Origin of the sequence: Klebsiella sp. ZJOU C1 (assembly GCF_035620215.1) — a bacterium.
Classification (GTDB): domain Bacteria; phylum Pseudomonadota; class Gammaproteobacteria; order Enterobacterales; family Enterobacteriaceae; genus Klebsiella; species Klebsiella variicola.
On sequence record NZ_CP141644.1, the window covers coordinates 4,146,375 to 4,163,866 of the forward strand.

General features: G+C 58.9%; 16 protein-coding genes. 4 read left to right on the forward strand and 12 right to left on the reverse strand.

Annotation, left to right across the window (positions count from 1 at the left end; all coding sequences use genetic code 11):
- Positions 1–36: 36 nt before the first annotated feature.
- Complete coding sequence (gene hmpA, locus SPE70_RS19795) at positions 37–1,227, forward strand: NO-inducible flavohemoprotein (protein ID WP_032730949.1); 1,191 nt, start codon at positions 37–39, stop codon at positions 1,225–1,227.
- A gap of 74 nt (positions 1,228–1,301) precedes the next feature.
- On the opposite strand, the gene glnB is transcribed toward hmpA, so the two are convergent.
- From glnB to purL, 5 genes are all read right to left on the reverse strand, one after another.
- Positions 1,302–1,640: a nitrogen regulatory protein P-II gene (gene glnB, locus SPE70_RS19800; protein WP_002914032.1), complete on the reverse strand. Its 339-nt coding sequence runs from the start codon at positions 1,638–1,640 to the stop codon at positions 1,302–1,304.
- A gap of 65 nt (positions 1,641–1,705) precedes the next feature.
- Positions 1,706–3,043, reverse strand: coding sequence for a two-component system response regulator GlrR (gene glrR / locus SPE70_RS19805; RefSeq protein WP_032730950.1), 1,338 nt, complete (start codon positions 3,041–3,043; stop codon positions 1,706–1,708).
- Complete coding sequence (qseG, locus tag SPE70_RS19810; protein WP_012540858.1) at positions 3,030–3,716, reverse strand: two-component system QseEF-associated lipoprotein QseG; 687 nt, start codon at positions 3,714–3,716, stop codon at positions 3,030–3,032. Before qseG ends, glrR begins: the two co-directional genes overlap by 14 nt.
- Positions 3,717–3,745: 29 nt before the next feature.
- Positions 3,746–5,167, reverse strand: coding sequence for a sensor histidine kinase (locus SPE70_RS19815; protein WP_012967434.1), 1,422 nt, complete (start codon positions 5,165–5,167; stop codon positions 3,746–3,748).
- Positions 5,168–5,758: 591 nt separating this feature from the next.
- Positions 5,759–9,646 carry a phosphoribosylformylglycinamidine synthase gene (gene purL, locus SPE70_RS19820; protein WP_023323109.1) on the reverse strand — a complete coding sequence of 1,296 codons (3,888 nt, stop codon included), beginning with the start codon at positions 9,644–9,646 and terminating at the stop codon, positions 5,759–5,761.
- 175 nt (positions 9,647–9,821) lie between these two features.
- Here purL and mltF point away from each other — a divergent pair, with 175 nt between their 5' ends.
- Positions 9,822–11,438: a membrane-bound lytic murein transglycosylase MltF gene (gene mltF / locus SPE70_RS19825; protein WP_064170355.1), complete on the forward strand. Its 1,617-nt coding sequence runs from the start codon at positions 9,822–9,824 to the stop codon at positions 11,436–11,438.
- Here the strand turns inward: mltF and tadA are convergent.
- Entirely contained in the window at positions 11,435–11,944 is a 510-nt protein-coding gene (gene tadA / locus SPE70_RS19830) for a tRNA adenosine(34) deaminase TadA (RefSeq protein WP_012967431.1), read from the reverse strand. The two genes, mltF and tadA, sit on opposite strands and share 4 nt — an antisense overlap.
- Before the next feature lie 62 nt (positions 11,945–12,006).
- A complete protein-coding gene (yfhb, locus tag SPE70_RS19835) occupies positions 12,007–12,618 on the reverse strand; it encodes a phosphatidylglycerophosphatase C (protein WP_212734955.1) in 612 nt (203 codons plus the stop codon).
- A 236-nt stretch (positions 12,619–12,854) separates the two neighbouring features.
- Here yfhb and SPE70_RS19840 point away from each other — a divergent pair, with 236 nt between their 5' ends.
- Both SPE70_RS19840 and SPE70_RS19845 read left to right on the forward strand, forming a co-directional pair.
- Positions 12,855–13,703 (forward strand): MurR/RpiR family transcriptional regulator, encoded by an 849-nt coding sequence (locus tag SPE70_RS19840; RefSeq protein WP_004144349.1) that lies wholly within the window; start codon positions 12,855–12,857, stop codon positions 13,701–13,703.
- A 56-nt stretch (positions 13,704–13,759) separates the two neighbouring features.
- Entirely contained in the window at positions 13,760–14,020 is a 261-nt protein-coding gene (locus SPE70_RS19845) for a YfhL family 4Fe-4S dicluster ferredoxin (protein WP_004144350.1), read from the forward strand.
- Between the two features lie 12 nt (positions 14,021–14,032).
- On the opposite strand, the gene acpS is transcribed toward SPE70_RS19845, so the two are convergent.
- From acpS to rnc, 5 genes are read right to left on the reverse strand one after another with little or no spacing between them, the layout of a single operon-like run.
- Positions 14,033–14,413: a holo-ACP synthase gene (gene acpS / locus SPE70_RS19850; RefSeq protein WP_008803771.1), complete on the reverse strand. Its 381-nt coding sequence runs from the start codon at positions 14,411–14,413 to the stop codon at positions 14,033–14,035.
- Positions 14,413–15,144 carry a pyridoxine 5'-phosphate synthase gene (pdxJ, locus tag SPE70_RS19855; protein ID WP_110209672.1) on the reverse strand — a complete coding sequence of 244 codons (732 nt, stop codon included), beginning with the start codon at positions 15,142–15,144 and terminating at the stop codon, positions 14,413–14,415. The genes acpS and pdxJ overlap by 1 nt, the downstream gene beginning before the upstream one ends.
- A gap of 11 nt (positions 15,145–15,155) precedes the next feature.
- Positions 15,156–15,893: a DNA repair protein RecO gene (gene recO, locus SPE70_RS19860; protein ID WP_048964139.1), complete on the reverse strand. Its 738-nt coding sequence runs from the start codon at positions 15,891–15,893 to the stop codon at positions 15,156–15,158.
- Between the two features lie 11 nt (positions 15,894–15,904).
- A complete protein-coding gene (gene era, locus SPE70_RS19865) occupies positions 15,905–16,810 on the reverse strand; it encodes a GTPase Era (RefSeq protein WP_008803768.1) in 906 nt (301 codons plus the stop codon).
- Positions 16,807–17,487, reverse strand: a complete 681-nt coding sequence (rnc, locus tag SPE70_RS19870) for a ribonuclease III (protein ID WP_002914065.1) — start codon at positions 17,485–17,487, stop codon at positions 16,807–16,809. The genes era and rnc overlap by 4 nt, the downstream gene beginning before the upstream one ends.
- Between the last annotated feature and the right edge of the window lie 5 nt (positions 17,488–17,492).

A 17,492-nucleotide genomic window follows, 5' to 3' on the forward strand; every position in this document is an offset into this window, starting at 1 on the left:
AATGCATCAATAAGATAACACACAAGGAAGCACGCTATGCTCGACGCTCAAACCATCGCCACGGTCAAAGCCACCATCCCCCTGCTGGTAGAGACCGGCCCAAAGCTCACCGCCCATTTCTACGATCGTATGTTCGCGCATAATCCGGAGCTCAAAGAGATCTTCAACATGAGCAACCAGCGCAACGGCGATCAGCGCGAAGCGTTATTCAACGCCATTGCCGCCTACGCCAGCAATATCGATAACCTGCCCGCCCTGCTGCCGGCGGTGGAAAAAATCGCCCAGAAACACACCAGCTTCCAGATCAAACCGGAGCAGTACAACATCGTTGGCAGCCATCTGCTGGCGACCCTCGATGAAATGTTCAGCCCGGGTCAGGACGTGCTTGATGCCTGGGGAAAAGCTTACGGCGTGCTGGCGAACGTCTTTATCGGCCGCGAAGCAGAAATTTATCAGCAAAACGCCAGTAAAACCGGCGGCTGGGAAGGGACCCGCGCGTTCCGCATCGTAAAGAAAACCCCGCGCAGCCAGCTCATCACCAGCTTTGAGTTGGCTCCAGTCGACGGTCAGCCGGTCGCCGATTACCAGCCGGGGCAGTACCTGGCCATCTGGCTGAAACCGGAAGGCTTCGACTATCAGGAAATTCGTCAATACTCTTTAACCCGCAAAGCAGACGGCAAAGGCTACCGCATCGCGGTAAAACGTGAGGACGGCGGTCAGGTTTCCAGCTGGCTGCATAACCATGCCAGCGAAGGCGATGTGGTCTATTTAGCCGCCCCGGCGGGAGACTTCTTCCTTAACGTTGAACCACAGACGCCGGTCACCCTGCTCTCCGGGGGCGTCGGGCAAACGCCGATGCTGGCGATGCTGGATGCGCTGGCGAAGAGCGGTCATCAGGGTCAGGTGAACTGGTTCCATGCGGCGGAAAATGGCGACGTTCACGCCTTTGCCGATGAAGTGAGTGCGCTTGGCGCGGCGCTGCCGGCGTTTACCTCGCACGTGTGGTATCGCAACCCGAGCGAAGCCGACCGTCAGACTGGACGTTTTGATAGCGAAGGTTTGATGGATTTAGCGGCAGTGGCGGACAATATTCGCGCCCCGCAGATGCAGTTCTATCTCTGCGGCCCGGTAGCGTTTATGCAGTTTGCAGCGAAGCAGCTGGTAGAATTAGGGGTTAATAAAGACAACATTCATTACGAATGTTTCGGCCCGCATAAGGTCCTGTAAGCCCCGACGACGCGGGGATTTGGAGGCCGGGTAAGCGCAGCGTCACCCGGCAATACTGCAGCGAGCGGCGAGGATTAAATCGCCGCGTCGTCTTCTTCACCAGTACGGATACGAATGACCCGCGCGACGTCGAAGACAAAGATCTTGCCGTCGCCAATCTTGCCGGTCTGCGCCGTACGGATGATGGTATCCACACAGGTATCGACGATATCGTCGGTCACCACGATTTCAATTTTTACTTTTGGCAGAAAATCCACCATGTACTCCGCGCCGCGGTACAGCTCGGTATGACCTTTCTGGCGGCCAAAGCCCTTCACTTCCGTCACCGTCATCCCGGTGATGCCGACTTCGGCCAGCGCTTCACGCACGTCATCCAGTTTGAAAGGTTTAATAATCGCATCAATCTTTTTCATGGTGTTCCTGTCTTAGTCGCGTAACCGGTTGCTTACCGTATCATAACTTGCGCTATGCTGCGGAGCTACTCTTTAAAGTCGTTGGCGTCGAGCTCATGGCGCGACAGCAGTTTATAGAATTCGGTGCGGTTGCGCCCTGCCATCCGCGCGGCGTGGGTGACATTGCCTTTAGTAATTTGCAGCAGCTTGCGCAGGTAGTTCAGCTCAAACTGATTGCGCGCCTCCACGAAGGTCGGCAGCGCGGTATTCTCTCCTTCCAGCGCCTGCTCCACCAGCGCGTCGCCAATCACCGGCGACGAGGTCAGGGCCACACACTGCTCAATCACGTTCACCAGCTGGCGCACGTTACCCGGCCACTTGGCGGCCATCAGCCGCTTCATCGCATCGCTGGAAAACGCCCGGACAAACGGCTTATGGCGATCGGCGGACTGGCGCAGCAAATGATTAGCCAGCAGCGGGATATCCTCAGCCCGTTCGGAAAGCGGTGGGATCTTCAGATTCACCACGTTGAGTCGGTAAAACAGATCTTCGCGGAACTCGCCGCGGGCCATCGCCTTCGGCAGGTCGCGATGGGTGGCGGAGATGATCCGCACGTTGATCTCGATATCGCGGTTGCTGCCCAGCGGACGCACCTTACGCTCCTGCAGGACGCGCAGCAGCTTCACCTGCAGCGCAACCGGCATATCACCGATCTCGTCGAGAAACAGCGTACCGCCCTCAGCGGCCTGGAATAATCCTTCACGGTTACTGACCGCGCCGGTAAAGGCGCCCCGCGCATGGCCAAACAGTTCGGATTCGAGCAGCTGTTCCGGCAGCGCGCCGCAGTTGATCGCCACGAACGGTTTATCATGACGCGGGCTGGCGTTATGGATCGCCTGGGCGACGATCTCCTTCCCGGTCCCACTCTGGCCGTTAATCAGCACGCTGACATCCGATTGCGCCACCATCCCGGCCTGCTCAAGCAGACGCAGCATCAGCGGGCTGCGGGTCACAATCGCCTGGCGCCAGGCTTCGTCGGTGGCCGGCGAGCGCTGCTCCAGCGCCTCATCAATGGCTTTATACAAGGCATCTTTATCGACCGGCTTGGTCAGGAAGCTGAACACCCCCTGCTGGGTCGCGGCCACGGCGTCGGGAATCGAACCATGGGCGGTGAGAATAATCACCGGTATGCCGGGCAGCCCCTTCTGGATCTCGCTGAACAGCTGCAGGCCATCCATTTCATCCATCCGCAGATCGCTAATCACCAGATCCACTTTCTCACGCCCCAGCACGCGCAGCGCTTCCGGCCCGCTCTCGGCGGTGACCACGCTGTAGCCTTCGCTGACCAGGCGCATGCCCAGCAGCTTCAACAGTCCCGGATCGTCATCCACCAGCAGCAAACGCGCCGGTTTACGGATCGTCATGGATCACCTCCGGCACTTTTTCGCTGCCGAAATTACCACCCGGCTTGCGGCTGGAGAGCTGGCGTTCGATATCCGTCAGGTTCTCCAGCTTACGGGTGGTCAGCTCCAGCTGTTCGCGCAACGCCTGCTCCTGCTGACGCAGCGTCTCCAGTTCGCTATCGCTGGACTGCTGAAGCTTCGCGTAACGGGCACGCTCTTCCACCAGCTGCAGCTGACGGGTCTGGCCGTCGCGCCAGAGCTGATACAGCGGGCGGACCTGAACGGCGATTTGCGGGCTGAAGGTATCGAGACGCGCCACCAGGTCGCGACGCTCGTCGGGAGTAATTTTGGCATCAGCAAGCAGGATGCCGCGACGGAACGCGTCCTGCCAGCTGTCGTCGGTATGGCGTTTCGCCTCCGCCCGCGCCTGCGCCGGTGCGAGGCGATCGGCACAGTCAATGCCCCGCAGCCAGTAGAGGGGATTTTTGTCGCTGGCATCGCTGCTGTGCGCCCAGATGTCCGCGCAGTCTACCGCGACAAAATCGGCCACCTGATGCTGCGCCTGCCCGGAGGCGGCGGTACCTTCCGCAGTATGCGGTGAAAAGCCGGCGGAACACCCCGCCAGCGTCAGACAAGCAATGCCTGAAAGCAGCCATCCACGAAGGGAACGGCGCCAGGCCAGGAATTGGGACATAGTTCCCCGATATCGATTCATAAGTTGGATTATTCCGGCGCTGAGGGAAGCGTAATGCGAAAACAGACCTGCCCGGCGGGCGCGTCAACTAAGCTGAGCTCCCCTTGCATCTGCCGGACGCAGTCGCGGGCGATACTCAACCCCAGCCCACTGCCCTTAACGGCCCCTTTACGCTGGTGACTCCCCTGGTAAAAAGGCTCGAAAATCATATTCTTTTCCGCGGCCGGGATCGGTTCGCCGCTGTTGGCGACATCAATACGCACCTGCTCTCCGTGCCGGTAGCTGTGGATACGGATGTTACCGGATTCAGCGCCATAGTGCACCGCATTGGAGTAGAGATTATCCATTACGCTTATCAATAGTGCAGGCTCTGCCAGGCAACGCCGCGCCTGCAGCGTCAGTTCAGTATGCATCAGTTTAGCCCGCGCGGGCAGGCTGTGCGCCGCCACGACGTTTTCCACCAGGTCCACCAGATCCACCGCTTCGCGAGCCACCGGGCTGTCGGCCTGTTTTCGGTTGTAGTCCAGCAACTGTTCAATCAGCTTTTGCAGGTTACGACTACTGCTGTCGAGGATCTCGACGATCTCCTGCTGCTCTGGGGTCAGTGGCCCGGCGACCCGGTCGGCCAACAGCTCGGTACCTTCACGCATACTGGCCAGCGGGGTTTTCAGCTCATGCGACAGATGACGAAGAAATTGATGCCGCTGCGACTCCAGCCACGCCAGGCGCTCGCTGAGCCAGATGATGCGCTTGCCCACCGAGCGCAGCTCGCGCGGGCCGGTAAACAATGCGGCGTCGTCCAGCGACTTCCCTGCCCCCAGCTGATTGATCATTCTTTCTATGCCTTTCACCGGACCGATAATCATACGGGTGAAGAGCAGCACCAGCGCCAGGCTCAGCAGAAACAGCACCAGCGCCTGCCAGCCGAAAAACTGGCCGCGTTCGGCAATCTCCTGCTGCAGCTGCTGGCCGCGGGAATAGACGACTGCCCGGGTCGCCTGCACCATATCGCTGTTATTGCTGGCGAAAACTTCCAGTCTGGCGGCCGCCTGGGCATCGGGGCCGCTATTTTTACACTGCAACTGCGCCAGATCGCTGACGTCCTGACGCAGCGCCTGCCAGAGTTTCTCGTCCGGTAGCACGCCGGCATGGGCATCCAGCATCTGGCTGTAGCGCTGTCGCTGATTCTGATACACCCGCGCCAGCGTCGGATCGTCCAGCACGCAGTACTGGCGATAGCTGCGCTCCATTTCCAGCGCGGCATTGATCATCGCCTCGCTGCGTCGGGCATCGACCAGCGTAGTGCGGTTAATATGCGCCGCCTGGGCGCTAAGGGCATTCAGGCTCTGCCAGGCCTGCCACGCCAGCACCAACAGCGGCAGCAGGATCAGCACAAAGGAGAGCGTCACCAGTTGACGCAGCGAACGGGGAAAAAGAGAGAGTCGCTTCAAGGATGTTGTCTCAATCATTAGCTCTGGTCGATGCTAACTGAGGAGCGCGCCGGAGAAAAGCGCTACCGCTGGTTACTGCGCCGCAGAAACAACAAAGCCAGGCGCAAGGCCTGGCTTTGTTCAGGAATGAGGCGGTGCCTTACTCGACGTTTCGCCCGATGTCTGATAAAGCCAGGCTGTTATCAGGAGTTGGACGGCAGGCACCTGTTTGTGCGTCATTCGAAGTTTATGTAGCGCGTCCCGAAGGGGCTGACATAAGAAGGTGAATGAGCCACTGGTTAATATTATGCATGAACTATGCCACCTTTCAAAACATTTTATTAACACGCTGATATATATGATATTAGCTCACGATCATTGCCATACCGGAACCGTACATTTTTTATTCATACTGTCGCTAATTGACGACACTAAACAGGCGCCGCACCACTGCTCAATAAAATCAATATGTTAAGTGTCTCCTATTGACGACACCATAACATAGGGGTTGTCGGCAATTCCCGACACCCTGGCGTGCCGGCCATCACAGATAAAAAAAGCCCCCTGCCTGAGCAGGGGGCTGATACATTCACATGAGGCGCTGCCGGAAGGTTAACCCAACTGTTTACGCGCGTTACGGAAGATACGCATCCACGGGCTGTCCTCGCCCCAGTTCTCCGGGTGCCAGGAGTTGCTTACGGTGCGGAAGACGCGTTCCGGGTGCGGCATCATGATGGTCGCGCGCCCGCTTTCGCTGGTCACCGCGGTGATACCGTTCGGGGAACCGTTCGGGTTCGCCGGATAGGTTTCGGTCACTTTGCCAAAGTTATCCACGAAGCGCAGCGCCACCAGACCTTTGCTCTCCAGCTGGGCCAGATGCGCGCTGTCGCGCACTTCCACCTGACCTTCGCCGTGGGAGACCGCAATCGGCATCCGTGAGCCAACCATGCCTTCCAGCAGCAGGGATGGGCTTTGCGTCACTTCCACCAGGCTAAAGCGCGCTTCGAAGCGGTCAGACTGGTTACGCACAAAGCGCGGCCACAGGTCGCTGCCCGGGATCAGCTCGCGCAGGTTGGACATCATCTGACAGCCGTTGCACACGCCGAGCGCCAGCGTCTGCGGACGATGGAAGAACGTCGCGAACTCATCGCGCACGCGCTCGTTGAACAGAATCGACTTCGCCCAGCCTTCACCCGCGCCCAGCACGTCACCATAGGAGAAGCCGCCGCAGGCCACCAGGGCATGGAAATCCCCCAGACCGGTGCGGCCCGCCAGCAGGTCGCTCATATGCACGTCGATGGCGTCAAAGCCGGCGCGATGGAAGGCTGCCGCCATTTCAACGTGGGAGTTCACCCCCTGCTCGCGCAGGACGGCCACTTTCGGACGCGCGCCGGTGGCAATGTACGGCGCCGCAATGTCGTCATTAATCTCAAACGAGAGCTTCACATTGAGGCCCGGATCGGCGTCATTGGCTTTCGCCTCGTGCTCCTGATCGGCGCAGGCCGGGTTGTCGCGCAGACGCTGCATCTGCCAGGTGGTTTCCGCCCACCACATGCGCAGCGTAGTGCGGCTCTCGCTAAACACCGTCTGACCGTTGGCGGTCAGCACGAAGCGATCGCCCTCGACCGCTTTACCAAGGTAATGCACGCAGTCTGCCAGGCCGTTAACCGCCAGAATGGCTTCCACCGCCTCACGGTCTGCAGCGCGCACCTGGATCACCGCCCCCAGCTCTTCGTTGAACAGCGCGGCCAGACGATCATCGCCCAGCGCGGCGATATCTGCTTCCAGGCCACAGTGGCCGGTAAAGGCCATTTCCGCCAGAGTCACCAGCAGGCCGCCGTCGGAGCGGTCGTGGTAGGCCAGCAGTTTACGCTGCGCCACCAGGGCCTGCATCGCGTCCCAGAAGCCTTTCAGCTGGGCAACATCGCGCACGTCAGCCGGCTTGTCGCCGAGCTGGCGATAGACCTGCGCCAGGGCCGTCGCGCCCAGCGCGTTGTGCCCTTTACCGAGGTCGATCAGCAGCAGAGCGTTATCTTCTGTAGAAAGCTGCGGCGTGACGGTATGACGAACATCTTCGACACGGGCGAAAGCGGAGATCACCAGCGACAGCGGGGAGGTCATCTCGCGCTGCTCGCTGCCTTCCTGCCAGCGGGTTTTCATCGACATCGAGTCTTTACCGACCGGAATGGTCAGGCCCAGCGCCGGACACAGCTCTTCGCCTACCGCTTTTACCGCCTCATACAGGCCAGCGTCTTCGCCCGGGTGACCTGCGGCGGCCATCCAGTTAGCTGACAGTTTCACGCGATTCAGCTCGCCAATCTGCGTGGCGGCGATGTTGGTCAGCGCTTCGCCGACGGCCAGACGGCCAGAGGCCGCGAAGTCCAGCAGGGCAACCGGGGCGCGCTCGCCCATCGCCATCGCTTCGCCGTAGTAGCTGTCGAGGCTGGCGGTGGTCACCGCGCAGTTGGCCACCGGGATCTGCCACGGGCCGACCATCTGGTCGCGGGCGACCATACCGGTCACGGTGCGGTCGCCGATGGTCACGAGGAAGGTTTTCTCGGCCACCGTCGGCAGGTGCAGAACACGGTTTACCGCATCAGCAAGGGTAATCGGTTGGCGATCCAGCGCGCTGCCCTGGGCTTTCAGGGTCTGCACATCGCGGGTCATTTTCGGCGTTTTGCCGAGCAGAACGTCCAGCGGCAGGTCGATCGGCTGATCGTTAAAGTGGCTGTCGCTCAGGCTCAGGTGCTGCTCCGCGGTAGCTTCGCCGATAACGGCATAAGGCGCGCGTTCGCGGCGACACAGTTCGTCGAACAGCGGCAGTTGCTCCGGGGCGACCGCCAGAACATAACGCTCCTGCGATTCGTTACACCAGATCTCCAGCGGGCTCATCCCTGGCTCATCGCTGAGAATATCGCGCAGCTGGAATTTACCGCCGCGGCCGCCGTCGCTCACCAGCTCCGGCATGGCGTTGGAGAGACCGCCCGCGCCAACGTCGTGGATAAAGAGGATCGGGTTGGCGTCGCCCAGCTGCCAGCAGCGGTCGATCACTTCCTGACAGCGGCGTTCCATTTCCGGGTTGTCACGCTGTACGGAGGCGAAATCGAGGTCGGCATCGGACTGGCCGGAGGCCATAGAAGAGGCCGCGCCGCCGCCGAGGCCGATGTTCATCGCCGGGCCGCCCAGCACGATCAGCTTCGCCCCGACGGTAATCTCGCCCTTCTGCACATGCTCGCCGCGGATGTTGCCGATACCGCCGGCCAGCATGATCGGTTTGTGGTAGCCGCGCAGCTCTTCGCCATTGTGGCTGGTGACTTTCTCTTCATAGGTGCGGAAGTAGCCGTTCAGCGCCGGACGACCAAACTCGTTGTTAAACGCCGCGCCGCCCAGCGGGCCTTCGGTCATGATGTCCAGGGCGGTGACAATGCGGTCCGGTTTACCGAAATCTTCTTCCCACGGCTGCTCGAAGCCCGGAATACGCAGGTTGGAAACCGAGAAGCCCACCAGGCCCGCTTTCGGCTTCGCGCCGCGGCCGGTGGCGCCTTCATCACGGATTTCGCCGCCGGAGCCGGTTGCCGCGCCCGGCCATGGAGAGATGGCCGTCGGGTGGTTATGGGTTTCCACCTTCATCAGTATGTGCGCCGGCTCCTGATGGAAGTCGTAGCGCCCGGTCTGGTGGTCGGCAAAATAGCGCCCCACTTCAGACCCTTCCATCACCGCGGCATTATCTTTATAGGCCGACAGGACGTAGTCCGGCGTTTTTTCGAAGGTGTTTTTGATCATTTTGAACAGCGACTTCGGCTGCTGTTCGCCGTCGATGATCCAGTCGGCGTTGAAAATCTTGTGGCGGCAATGCTCAGAGTTCGCCTGGGCGAACATATACAGCTCAATATCGTTCGGGTTGCGGCCCAGACGGGTAAACGCATCCTGCAGGTAGTCAATTTCGTCATCTGCCAGCGCCAGCCCCAGACGGAGGTTGGCGTCAATCAGCGCCTGACGGCCTTCGCCCAGCAGGTCAACGCTGGTGACCGGCGTCGGCTGATGATGGGCAAACAGCGTCTCGCCCGCTTCCAGGGCGTCGAAGACGCTCTCCATCATGCGGTCGTGCAGTTCCGCCGCCACGACGGTCCACTGCGCTTCGGTCAGGGTTGAGGCTTCAACGTAATACGCCACGCCGCGCTCCAGGCGCACGACCTGAGTCAGACCGCAGTTGTGAGCGATATCGGTAGCTTTAGAAGACCAGGGAGAGATGGTGCCAGGGCGAGGGGTCACGAGCAGTAATTTACCGGTCGGGGTATGGCTGCTTAAGCTCGGGCCATACTGAAGCAGTCGCGCCAGGCGCTCGCGATCGTCAGCGCTCAGCGGGGCGTTCAGATCGGCAAAATGAATATACTCGGCATATATGGCGCTTACCGGAAGGTTGGCCGCCTGAAATCGTGCCAGCAGTTTATTGATACGGAATGCCGACAGTGCAGGTGAACCACGCAAAATTTCCATCATAAGTCTCTCGTCTTCGAAGCTTTCAGGGTGAGCCAGGGGGGGAAACGGGCGTCATTATAGTGAATCCTGCGCCCCGACGAAACCGTTTGCGTAGAAATAAAATCATTGATGCTGTTTATCAATAAATGTGACGACCATCGCGAATAAGTTGCCAACTGGCGCATTCTTAAGCAGAATGCCGCACATTCGACGACAACCTTGCGTTTTTTCCGGACATCGCCTGCTGAGGAACCTGAAGCTGCAGAAGATTAACGCTCTGAAAAAATTAAAGATTAATTATCTGCTGATCGGCATTGTCACCCTTTTGCTGGCGGCGGCCCTGTGGCCGTCAATCCCCTGGTCCAGTAAACCCGAGAACCGGGTGGCGGGTATTATCGCTCGCGGCGAGCTGCGCATCAGCACCATCAACTCGCCGATGACCTTCGCCACCATGAACGATAAAACGTTCGGTCTGGATTATGAACTGGCGAAGCAGTTTGCTGACTATCTGGGCGTGACGCTTAAGATAACCGTCCGGCAGAATATCAGCCAGCTGTTTGACGACCTCGACGACGGTCAGGCCGATATGCTGGCTGCCGGTCTGGTTTATAACCAGGAGCGGGTGAAAAACTACCAGGCTGGCCCCACCTACTATTCTGTTTCCCAACAGCTGGTCTATCGTGTCGGTAATATCCGGCCGCGCACTCTCGCGTCGCTAACCGCCGAGCAACTCACTATCGCTCCGGGCCACGTGGCGATCAACGACCTGCAGGCCTTAAAAGCGGAGAAATATCCGGATCTTACCTGGCGCGTGGACGAGAAGCGCGGTACCACGGCGCTGATGCAGGCGGTGATTGACGGCAAACTCGATTACACCGTCGCCGATTCGGTGGCCGTCAGCCTGTTTCAGCGCGTCCATCCGGAGCTGGCGGTGGCCCTGGATATCACCGACGAACAGCCGGTCACCTGGTTTAGCGCCCGGGGCGAAGATAATTCGCTGTCGGCCGCAATGCTTGATTTCTTCAATAACATTAATGAAGACGGGACGCTGGCGCGCCTGGAGGAGAAATACCTCGGCCACGGCAACGACTTCGATTATGTCGACACCCGCACCTTCCTCCGTGCAGTGGAAAATATTCTCCCGGACGTGCAGCCACTATTTGAAAAGTACGCCCGCGAGATTGACTGGCGCCTGCTGGCCGCGATCGCCTGGCAGGAATCCCACTGGGATCCGCAGGCCACTTCCCCCACCGGCGTGCGCGGCATGATGATGCTGACGCGCAACACCGCGCAAAGTCTGGGACTGACTGACCGGACCGATGCGGCGCAGAGTATCGACGGCGGCATGCGCTATCTGCAGGATATGATGGATAAAGTGCCGGATTCGATTCCGAAAGACGAACGCATCTGGTTTGCGCTGGCTGCTTACAATATGGGCTATGCCCATATGCTGGACGCCATGGCGCTCACCCGCAAACAAAAAGGCAATCCCAACAGCTGGGCAGACGTTAAGCTGCGTTTACCCCTGTTGAGCCAGAAGCCCTATTACAGCAAACTTAAATACGGCTACGCGCGCGGCCATGAGGCCTACGCCTATGTGGAAAACATCCGCAAATATCAGATAAGCCTTGTCGGCTATTTGTCAGAGAAGGAGCGCCAGCAACAGCAAACGCTGGCCCTGGCGGAGGATTACCCGGCCGTGCTCCCGAATGAACTCGAACAGCCGCAGGAGACCACCCTGCCCTTTTTCAAGTTTCGCGCCGATAAGCAGATGGATAATGCCCGGTTAAAATTCCCCGGCCACCTGTATTAACCTTCTCCGGTCTGCTCCCGGGCTTTCTTCAGCGCTTTTTTCTCTTCCCGCCGCCAGCGAAAGAAGTCGCTCAGCATGGTAGAGCAGGACTCCGCCAGCACGCCTTCGCTTATTTCAACCCGATGATTCATTCCCGGATGGTGCAGGACATCTATTAGCGAGCCAGCGGCGCCGGTCTTGGCATCCCTGGCGCCAAAGACCAGGCGGGCGATACGGCTGTGCACCATGGCGCCAGCACACATGACGCAAGGCTCCAGGGTCACGTACAGCGTGGCGTCGATCAGGCGATAGTTTTGCTGCACCAGCCCGCCCTGGCGTAAAGCCATAATTTCCGCGTGAGCGGTGGGGTCGTGACGGCCGATCGGCCGGTTCCAGCCCTCGCCGATGACCTGGTTGTTATACACCAGCACCGCGCCCACCGGCACCTCGCCCTCTTCCCAGGCGCGCTTTGCCAGCGTCAGGGCATGACGCATCCAGTATTCATCATTGAGTTCGAGGTCAGACACAGCGGCCACTCCAGCAGAAAAAGCGGGGCGCATTATACATGGGCGCTATCAATTACACACTATTACTCCAGCTGCTGGAGCTCTCCCTGAGGCGTTACCCGCCAGCGATGCTGGCAAAAGCCGAGCAACGGGTTGTCCTGCTCGCTGTCGCTATAGCCGCTGTACAGCCGCAGCGGCGCGCCGATCTTTTTCTCCAGCTGCACCACTTTTTCATGCCCCAGGCAGCGCAGGGTCAATACCCAGCCGCCCCAGCGGCGCGCGGTGCGGCTGGCTATCAGATTCACCCGCGGCAGCCAGAGAGTATCGCGATAGACCTGCTCCACCAGCGACTGCGGCGAGCCGGTGATTAACCAGACGTCGGCATCGGTACTGGTCAGGTAGGCCGTGAGCCGCGCATGAACCACCGGAAACGCCGTCACATGATGGCGAAACCAGCCGACAAATTCCGCTTCCAGCCGCTTCAGTACCGCCTCGCGACGGCCAAAGGTTGACGCCCACAGCAGGAGGCTCATTGGCCAGCGCGCCGCCCGCCCACACACCGCCAGCCCGGCAAGGATCGCCGGCCCCATCGCCACCACCAGCAGCAGGTTTAGCGGCAGATTACGCAGCAGGTAGCGCAGGAAACTGCCGAACATATCCTGCTGATGCAAGGTTCCGTCCAGATCGAAAAACACCACTTTCCGTTCATTGTGCTGCAAACTGCCTCCTTATGTCAGGACTCGCTTCTCGTTAGGTTAAGCTTAACAGCCTTACGCCGCGAAGAGGGAAAACATCCCCTGCCGTTAAGGAACAATTAAATTAGCAGGCGAAGGAAAAATTGTGGCTCAAGAATTTTTAATTCGTGGTATACCCCTTATAATCGAATAAAAATTCTGTCAGTCACGAGCCGGACGGCTCCAGCGGAGCTCCAATGAACTGTTTAACGCGTATTCGTCAGCGCTATCCCACCCTGGCGGCGAGCGACAAAAAGTTGGCCGATTATATTCTGAGCCAGCCCGATGAGACCCGGCACCTCAGCTCGCAGCAGCTGGCGGCGGAAGCCGGCGTGAGTCAGTCCAGCGTGGTTAAATTTGCCCAGAAACTGGGGTTCAAAGGCTTTCCGGCGCTGAAGCTGGCGCTGAGTGAAGCGCTGGCCAGCAGCCCGGATCCGCACTCGGTTCCGGTACATAACCACATTCGCGGTGACGACCCGCTGCGTCTGGTCGGCGAGAAACTCATTAAAGACAATGTCGCCGCCATGCATGCCTCGCTGGACGTCAATACTGAAGAGACGCTGCGGGAAGCCGTCACGCTGCTGCGCAACGCCCGGCGGGTGATCGTCACCGGCATCGGCGCGTCCGGTCTGGTGGCGCGTAACTTTAGCTGGAAGCTGATGAAGATCGGCATCAACGCGGTTTCTGAGCAGGATATGCACGCCCTGCTGGCGACAGTGCAGGCCATGTCCAGCGACGATCTGCTGCTGGCGATCTCTTACTCCGGTGAGCGCCGGGAGATCAATATGGCGGCAGGTGAAGCGCTGCGCGTGGGCTGCAAGATCCTGGCGATCACCGGCTTTAGCCCTAACGCCCTGCAGCAGCAGGCAACCCACTGCCTGTATACCATTGCCGAAGAGCAGGCGACGCGCAGCGCGGCCATCTCCTCCACCAGCGCGCAAATGATGCTCACCGACCTGCTGTTTATGGGGCTGGTGCAGCAGGATCTGGAGCGGGCGCCGGAGCGCATTCGCCATAGCGAAGCGCTGGTGAAAAAGCTGGTCTGAGCAGAAAATGGGCGTATAATGCCCGCCCTGTTTGTGTTGTTTCTGAGACTTTCCTGATGGCGCTGTTAATTACCAAAAAATGCATCAACTGCGATATGTGCGAACCGGAGTGCCCGAATGAGGCCATTTCGATGGGTGATAGCATTTATGAAATTAACAGCGACCGCTGCACCGAGTGCGTGGGTCATTACGACACGCCAACCTGCCAGAAAGTGTGCCCGATCCCGAATACGATCCTGAAAGATCCGGCACACGTCGAGAGTGAAGAACAGCTTTGGGATAAATTCGTGCTAATGCACCACGCGGATAAAATTTAACCGCCATCCTGGCTAGCTTTCGACAATCACCGTGGCACAGGCGTAGTGGCGTTCATCGGCGAGGGTGACATGAATAGCCCTTACCCCCATTCGTTCCGCCAAAAGCTTTGCTTCGCCCCATAGCCGCAGCTTCGGCTTGCCCAGCTCGTCGTTGTATACCTCGAACTGATTAAACGCCAGTCCGTTACGGATCCCGGTTCCCAGCGCTTTCGCCGCCGCTTCCTTGACCGCAAAGCGTTTCGCCAGGAAACGCACCGGCTGCTGATGCTGCTCCCAGATGCTCCATTCATGGTCGCTCAGCACCCGGCGGGCAAGGCGATCGCCGCTGCGGGCGATCACCGCTTCGATGCGGGCGATCTCGACGATGTCGGTACCCAGCCCGAGAATGGCCATTAGCCGCGCGCTTCCAGCATCAGACGCTTCATTTCCGCGACCGCCTCTTTCAGGCCACTCATCACTGCGCGACCGATAATCGCATGGCCGATATTCAGCTCATGCATTTCCGGCAGCGCAGCAATCGCTTTCACGTTGTGATAGGTCAGACCGTGGCCGGCATTCACCTTCAGGCCAAGGCTGGCGGCATAGATGGCCGCTTTGGCAATACGTTCCAGCTCCTTCGCCTGCCCGGCGTCGGTTTTGGCATCGGCATAGCAGCCGGTGTGAATTTCGATATAGGGCGCGCCAACGTCTGCCGCCGCTTTGATCTGCTCGTTATCCGCATCGATAAACAGGGACACCAGGATACCGGCATCCGCCAGGCGTTGGCAGGCATCGCGCATCTTGTCGCGCTGCCCGGCCACGTCCAGTCCGCCTTCGGTGGTGACTTCCTGACGTTTCTCCGGCACCAGGCAGCAGAAGTGTGGTTTGGTTTCGCAGGCGATCGTCAGCATCTCTTCGGTGACCGCCATTTCAAGATTCATCCGGGTGTGCAGCGTCTCGCGCAGGATACGCACATCGCGATCGGTAATATGGCGACGGTCTTCGCGCAGATGCACGGTGATGCCGTCGGCGCCGGCCTGCTCGGCAATGAACGCTGCCTGAACCGGATCCGGATAGGCGGTGCCGCGCGCGTTACGCAAGGTCGCGATATGGTCAATATTGACCCCTAACAGTAATTCAGCCATGACAATCCTCGTTAATCATTATTCGTATTAGCCGCCCGCGCCTTTCGCGCGGGCATAAACTGGCGAAACAATTCCCGACTCTTAAGCGGTTTGCCCCCAAGATAGGGTTTCAGGGCGATACGGGTAAAGCGCTTCGCGGCCCGCAGCGTATCTACATCTGGAAATTCGCGACTCGCCAACGCTTTCAAATGGTGCCCGGTAAACGTGTTGTTATCAATCACCAGGCTGGCAATAAAGCCCTTTTCTTCGCGATAGCGATAGGTCATGGTGTCATCCACCGGCTCACCGCTGCCCGCGCAGTGAAGAAAATCCACGCCATAGCCCAGGTGCCCGAGCAGCGCCAGCTCAAAACGCCGCAACGCGGGCTCCGGCGAGCCGCTGGTTCCGGCAAGCGTCTGAATGCAGTGCAGATAGTCAAAAAAGAGTTCGGAGAAGCGTGTTTCGTGCTCCAGCACGCGGGAGATAAGCTCGTTCACATAGAGACCGCTGTAGAGCGTGATACCACTGAGCGGCAGCGCCAGCGAGACGGCTTCCGCGCTGCGCAGGGTTTTGACTTCGCCGCGGCCGCCGAAGCGAACCAGTAAGGGGGTAAAGGGCTGTAAAGCGCCTTTGAGATTAGAGCGTTTGGAGCGTGCGCCTTTGGCCACCAGGCGCACACGACCCGATTCTTCCGTGAAGACGTCCAGCATCAGGCTGGTTTCGCTCCACGGTCGGCTATGCAGGACAAAGGCGCGCTGCCATCCATCCACGTTGCGTTAACTCAGAGGTCGTCAACGTAACCGAGACTGCGCAGGGCGCGCTCGTCATCGGCCCAGCCGGATTTCACTTTGACCCACAGCTCGAGGTGTACCGGCGCTTCAAACATGTCCTGCATGTCCTTACGCGCTTCGATACCGATGGTTTTAATTTTGGCGCCTTTATTGCCAATCACCATCTTCTTCTGCCCTTCGCGCTCGACGAGGATCAGGCCGTTGATATCGTAGCCGCCGCGCTCATTGGTTACGAAACGTTCGATTTCCACAGTGACGGAGTACGGCAGCTCAGCACCGAGAAAACGCATCAGTTTTTCACGGATGATCTCGGAGGCCATAAAGCGCTGGGAACGATCGGTAATATAATCTTCCGGGAAGTGATGGATCGCTTCCGGCAGATGCTTACGCACGATCGCCGCGATAGTATCGACGTTGGTGCCGGTTTCCGCAGAGATCGGCACAATGTCGAGGAAGTTCATCTGGCTGGCGAGGAACTGCAGGTGCGGCAATAGCTCCGCTTTGTCCTGCACGTTATCCACCTTATTGACCGCGAGGATCACTGGCGCTTTCGCGTCACGCAGCTTGTTGAGCACCATCTCGTCGTCTTGCGTCCAGCGAGTGCCTTCCACCACGAAAATGACCAGTTCAACATCGCCAATTGAGCTGCTGGCCGCTTTGTTCATTAAGCGGTTAATAGCACGCTTCTCTTCCATATGCAGGCCCGGGGTATCGACGTAAATCGCCTGATACGGCCCTTCGGTATGGATACCGACGATGCGGTGACGCGTCGTTTGCGCTTTTCGGGAAGTGATCGAAATCTTCTGCCCAAGCAGCTTATTCAACAGCGTGGATTTGCCAACGTTTGGACGACCAACGATGGCGACAAATCCGCAATAACTTTTTTCTTCGCTCATTCCAGCTCCAGTTTTTTCAGCGCCTGTTCGGCGGCAGCCTGCTCCGCCTTGCGACGGCTGGAACCTGTGCCAACCACCGGTTCACTCAGGCCACTGACCTGGCAGTGGATAGTAAATTCCTGATCGTGCGCTTCGCCACGCACCTGGACCACCAGGTAGGACGGCAGCGGCAGATGACGTCCCTGCAGATACTCCTGCAGACGCGTCTTCGGATCCTTTTGCTTATCGCCCGGACTGATTTCGTCCAGACGGGTCTGGTACCAGGAGAGGATTAAGCGTTCAACGTTCTGAATATCGCTGTCGAGGAAAACCCCGCCAATTAACGCTTCAACGGTGTCCGCGAGAATGGATTCGCGACGGAAACCGCCGCTTTTCAGTTCGCCCGGCCCGAGGCGCAGACACTCACCCAGTTCAAACTCGCGAGCGATCTCCGCCAGCGTGTTGCCACGCACCAGCGTCGCGCGCATGCGGCTCATATCGCCTTCGTCTACGCGAGGAAAACGATGATAGAGCGCATTCGCGATCACAAAACTTAAAATGGAGTCACCTAAAAACTCCAGGCGCTCATTATGTTTGCTGCTGGCACTGCGGTGAGTTAATGCCTGTTGCAACAGCTCCTGATGATGAAAAGTGTAGCCCAGCTTTCGTTGAAGCCGATTAATTACGATGGGGTTCATGCGTT